General features: G+C 57.2%; 17 protein-coding genes. 16 read left to right on the top strand and 1 reads right to left on the bottom strand.

From position 1 onward, the window contains the following. Window positions 1–32 precede the first annotated feature (32 nt). From BVC71_RS01660 to hypE, 16 genes are all read left to right on the top strand, one after another. Window positions 33–1121 (top strand): hydrogenase small subunit, encoded by a 1089-nt coding sequence (locus BVC71_RS01660; protein ID WP_086449897.1) that lies wholly within the window; start codon window positions 33–35, stop codon window positions 1119–1121. Window positions 1122–1124: 3 nt separating this feature from the next. After that, window positions 1125–2915 carry a nickel-dependent hydrogenase large subunit gene (locus tag BVC71_RS01655; protein ID WP_086449896.1) on the top strand — a complete coding sequence of 597 codons (1791 nt, stop codon included), beginning with the start codon at window positions 1125–1127 and terminating at the stop codon, window positions 2913–2915. Between the two features lie 15 nt (window positions 2916–2930). Continuing rightward, window positions 2931–3110 carry a DUF6732 family protein gene (locus BVC71_RS01650; protein WP_086449895.1) on the top strand — a complete coding sequence of 60 codons (180 nt, stop codon included), beginning with the start codon at window positions 2931–2933 and terminating at the stop codon, window positions 3108–3110. 3 nt (window positions 3111–3113) lie between these two features. After that, a complete protein-coding gene (cybH, locus tag BVC71_RS01645) occupies window positions 3114–3890 on the top strand; it encodes a Ni/Fe-hydrogenase, b-type cytochrome subunit (RefSeq protein ID WP_086449894.1) in 777 nt (258 codons plus the stop codon). Between the two features lie 295 nt (window positions 3891–4185). Then, the gene (locus BVC71_RS01640) at window positions 4186–4797 is read left to right on the top strand and encodes a HyaD/HybD family hydrogenase maturation endopeptidase (RefSeq protein ID WP_086449893.1); all 612 of its coding nucleotides are present in this window, start codon (window positions 4186–4188) and stop codon (window positions 4795–4797) included. Continuing rightward, a complete protein-coding gene (locus tag BVC71_RS01635) occupies window positions 4797–5117 on the top strand; it encodes a HypC/HybG/HupF family hydrogenase formation chaperone (protein WP_086449892.1) in 321 nt (106 codons plus the stop codon). Before BVC71_RS01640 ends, BVC71_RS01635 begins: the two co-directional genes overlap by 1 nt. A gap of 7 nt (window positions 5118–5124) precedes the next feature. Further along, window positions 5125–5508, top strand: a complete 384-nt coding sequence (locus tag BVC71_RS01630; protein ID WP_086449891.1) for a thioredoxin domain-containing protein — start codon at window positions 5125–5127, stop codon at window positions 5506–5508. 1 nt (window position 5509) lies between these two features. Next, window positions 5510–6343: a hydrogenase expression/formation protein gene (locus BVC71_RS01625; protein WP_086449890.1), complete on the top strand. Its 834-nt coding sequence runs from the start codon at window positions 5510–5512 to the stop codon at window positions 6341–6343. Next, entirely contained in the window at window positions 6340–7128 is a 789-nt protein-coding gene (gene hybE / locus BVC71_RS01620; RefSeq protein ID WP_086449889.1) for a [NiFe]-hydrogenase assembly chaperone HybE, read from the top strand. Before BVC71_RS01625 ends, hybE begins: the two co-directional genes overlap by 4 nt. Beyond that, entirely contained in the window at window positions 7129–7983 is an 855-nt protein-coding gene (locus BVC71_RS01615; RefSeq protein WP_086449888.1) for a hypothetical protein, read from the top strand. Next, window positions 7976–8305 (top strand): hydrogenase maturation nickel metallochaperone HypA/HybF, encoded by a 330-nt coding sequence (locus BVC71_RS01610; protein WP_086449887.1) that lies wholly within the window; start codon window positions 7976–7978, stop codon window positions 8303–8305. The genes BVC71_RS01615 and BVC71_RS01610 overlap by 8 nt, the downstream gene beginning before the upstream one ends. Further along, window positions 8305–9138 (top strand): hydrogenase nickel incorporation protein HypB, encoded by an 834-nt coding sequence (gene hypB, locus BVC71_RS01605; RefSeq protein ID WP_086449886.1) that lies wholly within the window; start codon window positions 8305–8307, stop codon window positions 9136–9138. The genes BVC71_RS01610 and hypB overlap by 1 nt, the downstream gene beginning before the upstream one ends. Further along, entirely contained in the window at window positions 9135–10604 is a 1470-nt protein-coding gene (locus BVC71_RS01600) for a sigma-54-dependent transcriptional regulator (protein ID WP_086449885.1), read from the top strand. Before hypB ends, BVC71_RS01600 begins: the two co-directional genes overlap by 4 nt. Window positions 10605–10607: 3 nt before the next feature. Continuing rightward, window positions 10608–10889, top strand: coding sequence for a HypC/HybG/HupF family hydrogenase formation chaperone (hypC, locus tag BVC71_RS01595; RefSeq protein ID WP_086449884.1), 282 nt, complete (start codon window positions 10608–10610; stop codon window positions 10887–10889). Continuing rightward, window positions 10886–12028 (top strand): hydrogenase formation protein HypD, encoded by a 1143-nt coding sequence (gene hypD / locus BVC71_RS01590; RefSeq protein WP_086449883.1) that lies wholly within the window; start codon window positions 10886–10888, stop codon window positions 12026–12028. Before hypC ends, hypD begins: the two co-directional genes overlap by 4 nt. Beyond that, window positions 12025–13047 (top strand): hydrogenase expression/formation protein HypE, encoded by a 1023-nt coding sequence (gene hypE / locus BVC71_RS01585; RefSeq protein WP_086449882.1) that lies wholly within the window; start codon window positions 12025–12027, stop codon window positions 13045–13047. The genes hypD and hypE overlap by 4 nt, the downstream gene beginning before the upstream one ends. On the opposite strand, the gene BVC71_RS01580 is transcribed toward hypE, so the two are convergent. Beyond that, entirely contained in the window at window positions 13044–14114 is a 1071-nt protein-coding gene (locus BVC71_RS01580) for an AbrB family transcriptional regulator (RefSeq protein WP_086449881.1), read from the bottom strand. The two genes, hypE and BVC71_RS01580, sit on opposite strands and share 4 nt — an antisense overlap. Between the last annotated feature and the right edge of the window lie 26 nt (window positions 14115–14140).

Here is a 14140-nt window from a genome sequence, read left to right as displayed (position 1 = left end):
GCCACGGGGCCTGAATCAAACGGGAGGGACAATTGTCGCAAATTGAAACGTTCTACGAAGTGATGCGTAAGCAGGGTATTACCCGCCGCTCCTTCATGAAATACTGCTCGTTGACGGCCTCGGCATTGGGATTGGGCCCAAGCTTTGTACCGCAAATCGCGCATGCTATGGAAACCAAACCACGTACGCCTGTTATCTGGGTGAACGGTCTGGAATGTACCTGCTGTTCGGAATCGTTCATCCGCGGTGCACACCCACTGGCCAAAGACGTTGTTCTGTCGATGATCAGCTTGGACTATTCGGAAACGCTGATGGCCGCTGCAGGTCACCACGCCGAAGCCGCGCTGGAAGAAACCATCGAGAAATACAAAGGCAACTACATCCTAGCGGTCGAAGGCAACCCACCCCTGAACGAAGACGGCATGTTCTGTATCGTTGGTGGTAAGCCATTCGTTGAACAGCTGAAACACGCTGCGAAACACGCAAAAGCCGTGATTTCGTGGGGCGCGTGTGCGTCTTATGGCTGCGTTCAGGCTGCGAAACCGAACCCGACACAGGCGACCCCAGTTCACAAGGTGATCACGGACAAACCGATCATCAAAGTTCCAGGCTGCCCGCCAATCGCTGAAGTTATGACAGGTGTTATCACCTACATGCTGACCTTTGACCGTCTGCCAGAACTAGACCGTCAGGGCCGCCCTGCGATGTTCTATGGTCAGCGTATTCACGACAAATGCTACCGCCGTCCGCATTTCGACGCTGGTCAGTTTGTCGAAACATGGGACGACGAAAACGCCCGTAAAGGGTACTGCCTATACAAAATGGGCTGCAAAGGCCCGACCACCTACAACGCATGTTCGACCGTTCGCTGGAACGAAGGCGTGTCGTTCCCGATTCAATCGGGTCACGGCTGTATCGGCTGTTCCGAAGACGGGTTCTGGGATCAGGGGTCCTTCTACGACCGCGTCACCGATCTGACCCAATTCGGCATTGAAAAGAACGCTGACCAAATCGGCACCGCTGCCGCTGGCGTCGTTGGCGCAGGCGTTGCCGCCCATGCCGCGATTTCCGCGCTGAAAGCCGCCCAACGAAAAACTCAAGACAAGAAAGAGGAGGCATAAGGCATGGTCACGACTCCTAACGGCTTTAACATCGACAACACGGGCCAGCGTATCGTCGTTGACCCAGTGACCCGTATCGAAGGTCACATGCGTTGCGAAGTGAACGTTGACGAAAACGGCGTTATCCGTAACGCAGTATCGACCGGCACCATGTGGCGCGGGTTGGAAGTGATCCTAAAGGGCCGCGATCCACGCGATGCGTGGGCGTTCACCGAACGGATCTGCGGCGTTTGCACCGGTACGCACGCGCTGACCTCGGTTCGCGCGGTAGAGGACGCGCTGGGTATCGAAATCCCAGACAACGCGAACTCCATCCGTAACATCATGCAGCTGAACCTAGAAATCCACGACCACGTTGTGCATTTCTATCACCTGCACGCGCTGGACTGGGTCAACCCTGTCAACGCCCTGCGCGCTGACCCCAAAGCGACATCCGAACTGCAGCAGATGGTTGGTCCAAACCACCCACTGTCCAGCCCGGGCTATTTCCGCGACGTTCAGAACCGCCTGAAACAATTCGTTGAATCGGGTCAGCTGGGCATTTTCAAAAACGGTTACTGGGATAACCCTGCCTACAAACTGCCGCCCGAGGCAGACCTGATGGCAACCACCCACTACCTAGAGGCCCTGGACCTACAAAAAGAGATCGTGAAAGTTCACACCATCTTTGGTGGTAAGAACCCTCACCCGAACTGGCTGGTTGGCGGCGTACCTTGCCCGATCAACGTCCATTCGACCGGTGCGGTTGGCGCGATCAATATGGAACGCCTGAACCTTGTGTCTTCGATCATCGACAAATGTATCGAATTCAACAAAAACGTATATCTGCCAGACGTGATCGCCATCGGCGGTTTCTACAAAAACTGGCTGTACGGTGGCGGCCTGTCGTCCAAAGCCTGTCTGGCTTATGGCGATATTCCTGAAAATCCGAACGATTTCTCGCCGGATCAGCTGCATCTGCCACGCGGCGCAATCATCAACGGTAACCTGAACGAAGTTCACGATGTTGACGTGCGCGACCCAGAACAGGTTCAGGAATTCGTTGACCATTCGTGGTATGAATACGACGAACCAGGCAAAGGTCTACACCCATGGGATGGCGTGACCCAAGCGAAATACGAACTGGGCCCGAACACCAAAGGCACCCGCACCAACATCCAAGAGCTGGACGAGGCTGCGAAATATTCGTGGATCAAGGCTCCTCGTTGGCGCGGTCACGCGATGGAGGTTGGTCCTCTGGCGCGTTACGTCATCGGTTACGCCAAAGGCCACGAAGACATCAAAGATCAGGTCGACGGCTTGCTGCGCACCATGGATCTGCCGTTTGACGCGCTGTTCTCGACGCTGGGCCGTACTGCGGCGCGTGCGCTGGAATCGGAATACTGTGGCCGTTTGCAGAAACACTTCTTTGATAAACTGGTCACAAACATCAAAAACGGTGACGAAAGCACAGCAAACGTTGCGAAATGGGACCCAAGCACGTGGCCCAAAGAAGCAATCGGTGTTGGCATGACCGAAGCGCCACGCGGCGCATTGGGTCACTGGATCAAAATCAAAGACGGTCGCATCGAAAACTACCAGTGTGTTGTTCCAACAACTTGGAACGGTTCGCCACGCGACACCGAAGGCAACATCGGCGCATTCGAAGCGTCGCTGCTGGACACCCAAATGGAACGTCCAGAAGAACCCGTCGAAATCCTGCGCACCCTGCACAGCTTTGACCCATGCCTTGCGTGTTCGACCCACGTGATGTCGCCAGACGGCGAAGAGCTGACCACCGTCAAAGTCCGGTAAGAGGAGACCGTACACATGAAAAAAATCGCAACCTCGATCCTGATGCTGTCCGCGACGTCCGCGGCAGCACACTCGGGCCATGATGCAGCGCTTTCGGGCGTTGCACACTGGACCCTATCGCCGCTGCACGGGCTGGGCGTGATCGCATTGGCCGCTGTTCTGTTTGGTATCCGCACCTTCTTTCAAAAGGAGTGATCCATGTCAGACCAGTCCATTCACACCCCCAACCGTGACGTCGATCCGCTGCGCACTTCGCAGTTGACCGGTGACGCGACTGCCGAAGACATCGAAAGCATCCGCGTTCGCACCTCCGTATTCGTTTACGAATGGCCCGTGCGTCTGTGGCACTGGCTGAATGCGCTGTGCATCGTGGTGCTGATCTTTACAGGTTGGTTCATTGCGTCGCCGCTGCCGTCGATGAATTTCGCCGAAGCCACGTATCAGTTTGTCATGGGCTATATGCGGTTCGGTCACTTTGCGGCGGCTCAGATCATGACCGTTGCCTTTTTCGGCCGTATCTATTGGGCGATTGTCGGCAACCACCATTCCAAACAGCTGTTTTATTTACCGCTGACTAACAAAGAATGGTGGAAAGAGATCGCGTTCGAAATTCGTTGGTATCTGTTCTTGGAAAAAGAGCCCAAGAAATACGTGGGTCACAACCCGCTGGCACAGGTAGCGATGTTTTTCTTCATGACTCTGGGCCTGTCGTTCATGATCATCACAGGCTGGGCGCTATACGCCGAAGGCGCGCAAGCCGGTTCGCTGTCGCATAACGTCATGGGATGGTTGATCGGTTGGGTCGGTAACACGCAGATCCTGCACAGTGTGCACCATCTGGGCATGTGGTTCATCATCATCTTTATGATCATCCACATCTACGTCGCCATCCGCGAAGACATCATGTCCCGCCAGTCCATGGTTTCGACCATGATTTCTGGCACACGGACATTCAAAGACGATCGTCCCGAATAACTCTCCCATTAGGTTATCGGCGATTCAAACGGGCACTTCGGTGCCCGTTTTTTGTTGCGCTACATTCATAGTGCAAACTAACCTTTCAATTTGAAGCTATTATGAAAGTTAATATCTCAATATGCTGCTACGCGGCATCCCATTGCATACAAAAAAGTGCCATTTGGACAGGGGGTTAGCGAATTTTCTCATAAGTGTACGTTTTTCTGCCACCGGAAAACCGACAACTTTATTGTCAGTTAAACCAAGGGGCGGAAACGCAAATTCCGTCACAGGCAACGACTAGGGGGGACATATGGCACAACAGGTGCTTATCTTGGGCATTGGCAACGTGCTGTGGGCCGACGAAGGTTTCGGTGTGCGCTGCGTGGAAACTCTGGCGGACCAGTGGTCCTTTCCTGACAATGTGAAACTACTGGATGGCGGCACGCAGGGCCTGTACCTTTTACCGTTTCTGGAGGAGGCCGACGTCCTGATCGTTTTCGACGCGGTTGATTACGGCCTGACGCCCGGCACAATGAAAATCGTCAAAAACGAAGAAGTGCCCGCATTCATGGGCGCCAAGAAAATGTCGCTGCACCAGACAGGGTTTCAGGACGTGATCGCAACGGCGCAACTGATGGGCTACTGCCCTGACGAACTGCTGCTGATCGGTTGCCAACCCGAAGAGCTCGAGGATTACGGCGGCGGCCTACGCGACGTTGTGGCGGCGCAAATCCCTGCGGCGATCGAAATCGCGCTGGATCGTCTGGCCGAACTGCAGATCACACCGACTCGCGGCGAAGGCGACAAATCCAACCTTGCTGATCCGTCGATCCTGCGCAGCGCGTACGAGGATGGGCGCCCATCCGAAGAAGAGGCCTATCGCAAGGGCGATGACCGTTTCCTAACGCTGAGCGCGAAATAATGTGCGTCGGCGTACCAATGCAGGTCATCGGATCGACCGGTATCGTGGCCCAGTGCCAATCGGGCGATTTGCATGAAATCGTTGATCTATCGCTGGTCGGCCCTGTGCCCGATGGCACGTGGCTGCTGACGTTTCTGGGCGCGGCCCGCGAAATCATCACCGAAGACGAAGCACATAAAATCACCGCCGCGCTGGAAGGCCTGCGCTCGCTAATGGCGGGCGGCGATCTGGGCGATGCGTTCGCCGATCTGGAATCGCGCGGCCCACAGCTCCCACCACATCTCGCGGCTGCTGCAGCCGCTGGCAAAACCACCGCATGAGGCTGCAATGACCCATCCGTTAATTGACCGACTGACGACCGAATTCGGCTATCCCGTTTTGTCAAACGCAAACGACCTGACCGAATTCACATCCCGCGAAGGCGCGCATTGCGTGTTCATCCCAGGCGACGCGACCCGCAACCTAGAAACCCCTGATGTGGCCGTTGTTCTGCCTGAACTGAAAATGACGTTTCAGGGCAAATTCGACTGCGCCGTGACCGCTGACGCATTTGAAACCGACGCGAAAACCGCAACGGGCGTGTTCAAAACGCCTTCGCTGGTTTTCTACCGCGATGGTCAGGTCATCGGATCGATCCCAAAAGTTCGCGACTGGAGCGAATACATGACCCGCATCCCGCAAATCCTAGCGCTCAAGCCTGAAGGAGTCTGATATGTCGAACTTTGTAATGCCCCCGACCGGCTTTGGCCCTGGTTCGCAGCCTTTAGCAGAAGACGACGAACTGCAGTACACGATCATGCCGCAGGATATGCGCACCTATGCGCCGCATACCCCTGAATTCAAAGACGCATCCGACGTCGCGGCAGGCACGCAATTCATGCACGAGGTGGCAGCGGCCTGCGCGAAATGCGCGGTTGATATGCAGTCCTACAGCTTTGATTTGTCGGGCTTTGACGACACCAACCGCGCGTTTATCGCCGATACATTGGGCGAAGGCGAAGTTTCCCTGCGTCTGCGCGGCATCCCTGCTGTTCGCGCACAGGAATCGTTCTTTGCGGGCGTTTGGCTGCTAAAGGGCGAAGGCGTGAACCGTGTCGAGGTCGCTCCGATTCCAGCGCTGGCCCTGACCCGCGCCCATGACGCGCACCGCCCTGCCCTGTTGACCGCTGCGCCGAAACCTGCGGGCATCGCAAACGCGCCTGCGCTGCTGGCCGAACTGATCGACAAATCCGCCAGCTATCAAAAAGGCATGGTGCCACACGTCATCAACCTGACCCTGCTGCCGCATACCGAACCTGATCTGGAATGGCTGGATGCCGCACTGGGCGAAGGCGCGGTCACTGTTCTGTCGCGCGGCTACGGCAACTGCCGCGTCACCGCGACGGCATTGGCAAACGTCTGGCGCGTTCAGTTCTACAACTCGATGGACACGCTGATTTTGGACACGTTCGAAGTCACCGACATGCCAGAGGTCGCATTGGCCGCAGACGAAGACCTGCGCGACAGCGACGCACGCATCCGCGACGTGATGGAGACAATCAAATGAGCGGGTTCGAGGGATCTTTCTTAGGCGCGACTGACAAAATCAGTCCGCTAGCGATCATGGAATGCAAAATCTGCTGGACGCCCTACGATCCTGCAGATGGCGACGATTACCGTCAGGTCGAACCGGGCACAGCGTTCACCGCGCTGCCCGATGACTGGTCCTGCCCCAACTGTTCGGCACCCAAGGAACAGTTCATGGTGCTAGAGGACCCAGGCGCGGAATCCATGGTTCAGGCCCGCGAATTGGATGAATTGGCGAAACGTCTGGAATCCGATTTCCGCGAGGTTTGGCACGCCAAAATGCGTGACGTTCCATTGGTGAACAAGGTGCTGCACGTTCAGGCCGTCGGGTTCCAATACTGGAACGAACGCCCCTTGGGCATCTTGATCACGCCATGGTTCATGAACCTGTTCCTACTGCCGAAAGAGGGCGAAGATTGGTCCAATCTGGTCGCGGGTGAAAAGGAAACGATTGGTTTCCCATCGGGCGATTACGAATTCATCCATAACGTCCGCGAACAATCGGGCGGGTACAAAGCCTGTTCGCTGTTTTCGCCGATGGGTGATTTCAACACGCAGGCACAGGCCGTCGATGTGGCCCGCGCTGTGATGGTCGAACTGTTCAAGGATGAAAACCGCGCCGAAACCGACCGCCGCGAAGACATCCGTGCCGCCCGCGAGGCTGAAATCGCCGCAGCCGAGGCACCGGAAGAAGAAACCGAAATCGACGCCACCCCGTCGCGCCGCAAGGTGATCACCGCGGGTCTATCGGCCGAGGCTGAATAAATGCTGGATCACCGCATCACATATCACGTGGCCGCGCCGCAACCTTTGCCATTGCAGCGGTTGTTTGTGGGCAAAACACGTCATGATGCGGTGACCGTTCTGCCGCGCCTGTTTAACCTGTGCCGCGGGGCGCAGGATATTGCGGCACGTATAGCGACAGGCACCGATGTGCCCGCCAAACTTTCCCAAACCGCACAAGAGGAAGCATTACGCGACCACGTGCTGCGCTTGTATGTAGCTCTACCTCAGCGATTGGGCGTTTCGGTTGATATGCCCGCGACTTGGGCTGGCAAACCCGATGTTATTCTAACCCACGCAATTGGCGCTATTCCGAAAACACTGGATGACTTTCAGGCTTGGATGCGGTCTAGCAAGGGCCTCGCGCCCATTTTTGCGGCCATTGATGCGGCTTTTCCCAACCGCGCCTGCGATACGGGCCTGCTACACCCCGCGACGGACGATATGCTATTCAGTCGCGCCCCGATGGAAAATTCGGTCGCGGGCCGCCATGCAGATCACCCGCTGATGCAGGCCATCGCCGATCATTACGGCCACGGCCCACTATGGCGCGTCACCGCCCGCCTGCTGGATCTGCACCACGAACCCGAATACCGCGATACGCCCTTTGGAGCGATTGTGACGGCCCCGCGTGGCGTTTATGGATTGCGCATTTCGTGCGAAACCGATCAAATTACGGATATCGAACGGATCACGCCGACCGATCATCTGACCACCCCAGACGGTATTTTGGAACGATCGCTGCACATCCTGCCCGATCCATCCAAACTGCCGCTTTTGATGGACATTCTGGACCCCTGCACCCCAATCACAGTGAAAGAGGCCAACCATGCATGAAATGTCCCTATGCGAAGGCATCCGCAACATGATCGAAGGCGCAACAGACCGCCCCGTGACCAAGGTCCGCGTTGAAATCGGCAAATTTGCGGGCGTTGAAAAGGATGCGCTGTCATTCGCCTTTGACGTTGTGATGCGTGGATCAGTAGCCGAAGGCGCCGAACTGATCATGATCGATCTGCCCGGCCGCGCGCTGTGCTATGACTGCATGAAAGAGGTCGAAATCGACCACCGTTTAGACCCCTGCCCCGACTGCGGCGGCGGGAAACTTATGCCCCAAGGCGGGGACGAAATGCGAATTAAAGATCTGGAGGTAAAGTGATGTGTACTGTTTGTGGATGCGGTGACGCCAAAATCGAAGACCACCATCATGACCACGGTCATTCCCATGATCACGGTCATCACCACCACCACCATCACCACCACGGCGACATCCATTTCGGCCACGGCCCCGCTGGCGTCGAAGTGCCAGGCATGTCCCAAGAACGGTTGATCGAGATCGAGACCGACATTCTGGCCAAAAACGATCGCTACGCCGATGCAAACCGCGCCGTGCTGGCAGGGCTGGAATCATTCGCGATCAACCTTGTGTCCTCGCCCGGTTCGGGCAAAACCACCCTTCTGTGCAAAACGATCGAAGCTTTGGGCGATGCCCCACTGGCCGTGATCGAAGGCGACCAGCAAACCGCCAATGACGCCGACCGCATCCGCGCAACAGGCGCTGCCGCCATTCAGGTCAACACTGGCAAAGGCTGCCATTTGGACGGCCACATGGTTGGTCACGCGATGGAACATTTGAACCTTGCGACCGGGTCGTTCCTGTTTATCGAAAACGTCGGCAACCTTGTCTGCCCCGCGTCCTTTGATCTGGGCGAAGATTGCAAAGTCGCGATCCTGTCCGTGACCGAAGGCGAAGATAAGCCGCTGAAATACCCCGATATGTTCACCGCCGCCCGCGTTGCGATTTTGAACAAGGTCGATCTGGCGCCGCATTGTGATGTGGATTTGGACCTCTATGTCGAAAACCTGCGCCGCGTGAACCCTTCGATCGAAATCATTCCCGTGTCGGCCCGCACAGGCGAAGGCATGGATCAATGGATTGGCTGGCTGAACGCACGCCGCGCTGAAAAATCCCAACCGAGGGCAGCCGAATGACCCTACCCACGGTCCTATTGGTTGATGACGAACCGCACAGCCTTTCGGCGATGCGTATGGCGCTAGAGGATGATTTCGATTGTCTGACCGCCAACAACGCCGAAGAGGCCGCCGCCCTGATGGAAGACAACTATGTGCAGGTCATTTTCTGTGACCAGCGCATGCCCGGAAAATCAGGCGTGGAATTTCTGACGGATGTTCGCGACCGCTGGCCAGAAACCGTGCGGATCATCATCACCGGCTATACTGAAACCAACGATATGATCGCCGCGATCAATGACGCGGGCATCTATCAGTTTGTCACCAAACCGTGGCATCCTGACCAGTTGCTGATGGCCGCAAAAAACGCGTCGCATCTGTTTGAACTGGCCCGCGAAAACGAACGCATGTCGCTGGAACAGAAATATCTGGGCCAAACGATGGAGGGCCGCCTAGAACAACAGCGCAAAGCCCTGCGCGAAGGTCTAGGTTTCGAAAACGTACTGCGTGCGCCTAATTCGCCCTTAAATCCTATTTTGACGGCAGCGCGCCAATACGCATCATTTGATGTGCCTGTTTTGCTAATTGGTGAGGCTGGCAGCGGCAAGACCCAAATTGCGCGCGCGATGCATTACACGTCGCTGCGGTCTGATCGGTCGTTTTTCGAACTGAACTGCACGGGCATGACGCCCGAGATGATCGAACTGGAACTGTTCGGTGCCAAACGCGGTGCAATCGCAGGCATCCAGTCGAACAAAATCGGCCTACTGCAAAAGGCAGATCGCGGCACCCTATTCCTGAACGGGATCGAAACCCTGTCGCCTGAATTGCAGCTGAACCTGCTGCGCGTAGTGACCGAAGGCGCGTTTCAGCCGCTGGGCGGGCACGAAACCATGACCACGAACATGCGTCTGCTGACGGGCAGCCATGTGGACCTGCGCGCCCGCGTCGCTGATGGGTTGTTCCGCGCGGATCTGTATTACGCGCTGTCGGTCACCGAACTGAACATCCCGCCCCTGCGCGGACGCCCCGGTGACATTGCCGTTCTGGCACAGCACCTACTGTTCGAAGCCGCACAGCGTCATGGCAAACCCGTGCATGGCCTGTCCGATCAGGCGCTAGAGTTTCTGGAAAACTACGACTGGCCCGGCAACCTGAAAGAACTGGAAAACGAAGTCACCCGCATGCTTATCTTCGCCCAAGATCGCATTTTGGGCCCTGAGTTGATTTCGCGAAACATCCTACAAGCTGACCCATCCGGTGACGGCGATGACCGCCGCGCCGAAGAGGTTTTGACCGCCGAAGGCACGTTAAAAGACCGCGTAGAGCTGATCGAGATGCGTATCCTGCGCGAAACGCTGACCCGCCTGAAATGGAACAAAAGCCGCGCTGCTGCCGAACTGGGCCTGTCGCGCGTGGGTCTACGGGCGAAACTGGATCGCTATGGCATCAACCCGCAAACTCGCCAATCCCAAGAAGAGGACTAGCCAATGTGTTTAGGTATCCCCGGCCAATTGGTGGCCATTACCGACGAGCCGCGCATGATGGCCATGGCCGATGTGTCGGGCGTCAAACGCGAAGTGTCCTATGCCCCTGTTCTGACGGGCGACCCTGCTGATCTGGTCGGCAAATGGGCGTTGATCCACGTTGGTTTCGCGATGGCGATCATCGACGAAGATGAGGCCGCCGCAACGCTAGAGGCTCTGCGCGATTTGGGCGAGGCTCAAGAGGAATTGGAAAACATGGCAGAGGGGGCGAAAGCGTTCGCATGAGATACGTAGAAGAATTCCGCGACCCGCAGGCAGCCAAAGCTCTTCTGTCGAAAATCGAAAAGGTCACCGCCGAAATCGGCGCGACCAAAGAAAAACCAATCCACATCATGGAAATCTGCGGCGGGCACACCCACGCGATTTTCCGCTATGGTCTGGATCGCCTCACGCCCGAAGGCATCGAATTCATCCACGGCCCCGGTTGCCCTGTCTGCGTTCTGCCCATGTCGCGCGTCGATGAATGCGTTCAGATCGCGGAAAAGGACAACGTGATTTTCACCACCTTTGGCGATGCGATGCGCGTGCCCGGCACCCGTAAATCATTGCTGCAGGCCAAGGCCGACGGCGCAGACATCCGCATGGTCTATTCCCCGCTCGACGCGCTGGAACTGGCCCGCCGCAACCCAGACAAAGAGGTCGTATTTTTCGGCCTAGGGTTCGAAACCACCACGCCGTCCACGGCTCTGTCCATCCAACAGGCCGCGCGCGAAGGTCTACCCAATTTCAGCGTTTTCTGTAACCACATCACCGTGCCGGAACCGATCAAGGTGCTGCTGGACGACCCATACATGGTACTGGACGGTTTCGTCGGGCCAGGTCATGTGTCGATGGTGATCGGCATCCACCCCTATGATTTCATCGCGCAGGATTACGGAAAACCGATTGTAGTGGCTGGCTTTGAACCGCTGGACCTGTTGCAATCCGTTCTGATGGTTCTGGAACAAATCCGCGATGGACGGGCCGAGGTTGAAAACCAATACGCCCGTATCGTGCCCGAACACGGCAACCCTGTATCCATCGCCGCAATGGCCGATGTATATCAACGCCGTCCATCGTTTGAATGGCGCGGATTGGGCGAAATCGACAGTTCCGGCCTGCGTATCCGCGACCAGTACAAAGCCTTTGACGCCGAAGAAAAATTTGGCATTGGGTACGCGGCGGGCCAGCGCAGCGTTCAGGAACCTGACGGCTGTGAATGCGGGGCCGTGATGACGGGCCGTATCAAACCAACCGCCTGCCCGAAATTCGGCAATGGCTGCACCCCAGAAATGCCGCTGGGCGCTCTGATGGTCAGTTCCGAAGGCGCTTGTGCCGCTTATTGGCAATATGGCGGACGCCGCGCGGTGGAGGCAGCAGAATGAACAAAATGCTACGCGACGAACGTGTCACCCTATCCCACGGCGGCGGCGGCAAGGCGATGCGCGATCTGATCCAATCCGTTTTCACCGACGTTTTCGAACCCGAAAGCAGCGAAGATCAGGCCCGTTTGATGTCTGATGCGCTGCTGGAAAAGGGCGCGAAACTGGCGTTTACGACCGATAGCTATGTGGTGACTCCGGTCGAATTTCCGGGTGGCGATATCGGCAAAATCGCGGTCTGCGGTACGGTCAACGATCTGGCCGTTGGTGGGGCGAAACCGCTGTGGCTGTCGGCGGCGTTCATCATCGAAGAAGGCACCGAAATCGCCTTATTGCGCCGCATCGTTGCATCGATGAAGGCCGAGGCGGACAAAGCGGGCGTTAAGATCGTCACCGGCGATACCAAAGTCGTCGGTCGCGGCAGTGCAGATCAGGTGTTCATCACCTCGTCTGGCGTGGGTGTCATCCCCGCCGATCGCGATATCCGCGCAGACAGCATACAGGACGGCGACGTTGCCATTGTGAACGGCGTGTTGGGCGATCACGGCGCAACCATTCTGGCCGCGCGCGGCGACATGATGCTGATGTCCGACCTGCAATCCGATTGCGCCGCACTGGGCCACCTGATGGAGGCCGTCTGCCACGCCGTACCCGTCCGCGCCTGCCGTGATGCCACGCGCGGCGGCATCGCCAGTTCCCTAAACGAAATGGCCGAGGCCGCAGGCCTATCCATCGAATTGGACGAAACCACCCTGCCCTTGCGCGCAGAGGTCAAAGGCACCTGCGAAATCCTAGGCCTTGATCCGCTGTATCTGGCCAACGAAGGGACGTTGGTTCTGTTCGTGGCACCAGAACACGCTGATGCGGCGCTGGCGGCGATGCGGTCGGTCGACACGGGCCGCGATGCCGCGATCATCGGACGGGCCAAGGCAGGCACGCCCATGGTCACCATGAAAACCGCATTTGGCGGCAGCCGCATCGTAGATATGCTGGTGGGCGAACAGCTGCCGCGGATCTGTTAAATCCCGCGGCGCAGCATCAGTTTCAAAATGATTGGCGCGAAGGCGATCACCATCGTTATTCGCGCCAAATGATGCACCGAAATATAGGCAACATCCGCGCCCATCGACAGTGCGACAAGGCTCATTTCCGTCAAACCGCCGGGGGCGTAGGCCAGAATGACCTGTTCGGTCGTCTGGTCGAACAGCGTGTGGAATGCGACCGCGAAAATCAGGGTCAACGCCAGCGTGATCAGCGTCGCAACGAACGACAGACGCATGGACCGCGCCACCATTCCCTTTGGCGTACCGACGAAACGCACGCCCAATGCGGTGCCTAGAAAGACTTGGCAAATATTAACCAACAACGATGGCGGCACCGAATGGGTCAGGTCTGTCACATGCACCAGCGCCGACAAAACCATCGGCCCCAATAGCGCGTGGGCGGGGAATTTCAGTTTCTTGCCCATGATCGTGCCAAACACCGCGCAGCCCGTCATCAACAGAAAATCACACAGCCCCATAGGGTCGTAATTCCCGTTCGACAGATTTCCCGACACCTCGAGCCCCAGAACAACGCGGAACCAGAACGCCACGACGGCAATCGTGATCACGATCCGCGCGGCATGGGCCAATGCGATGCGGCGACCGTCTGCGCCCATCGCCTCACCAATGATGACCATATCGTTCACGCCGCCCGGCATCGCCGCGAAATAGGCCGTGTTGCGGTCATAGCCGCCGATACGGGTGTAAATCGGCACCAGCAGCGCCGCTGCGACCGCCATATAAAACGCCAGAAACGCCAGCGACACGATCCAGCCACCTGCGCTGGCCAAAATTTCGGCCGTGAAACCTGATCCCAGCATGACACCGATAATGGCGATCACGGGCGTGCGCAGTTTGTGGATCGTCTGCGCGGGCAGACCCAGCATAACAGCGGTAAAAGTGAACAGCATCGCGCCCAACATCCACGGCAACGGCAGGCTGAAATAATAGAAAATCGCGCCCCCTGCGGCACCTATCACGTGGGAAATCAGGATGCGTTTCCAGCTAGCGTTCAATAGGGCAGAGCTGGGCTGGTTCAGTGGCACGACAAATCCGTTAGGCTAATGACTTT

Origin of the sequence: Marivivens niveibacter, assembly GCF_002150005.2 — a bacterium.
Lineage (GTDB): Bacteria > Pseudomonadota > Alphaproteobacteria > Rhodobacterales > Rhodobacteraceae > Marivivens > Marivivens niveibacter.
This window is presented reverse-complemented; position numbering and strand designations above follow the sequence as displayed.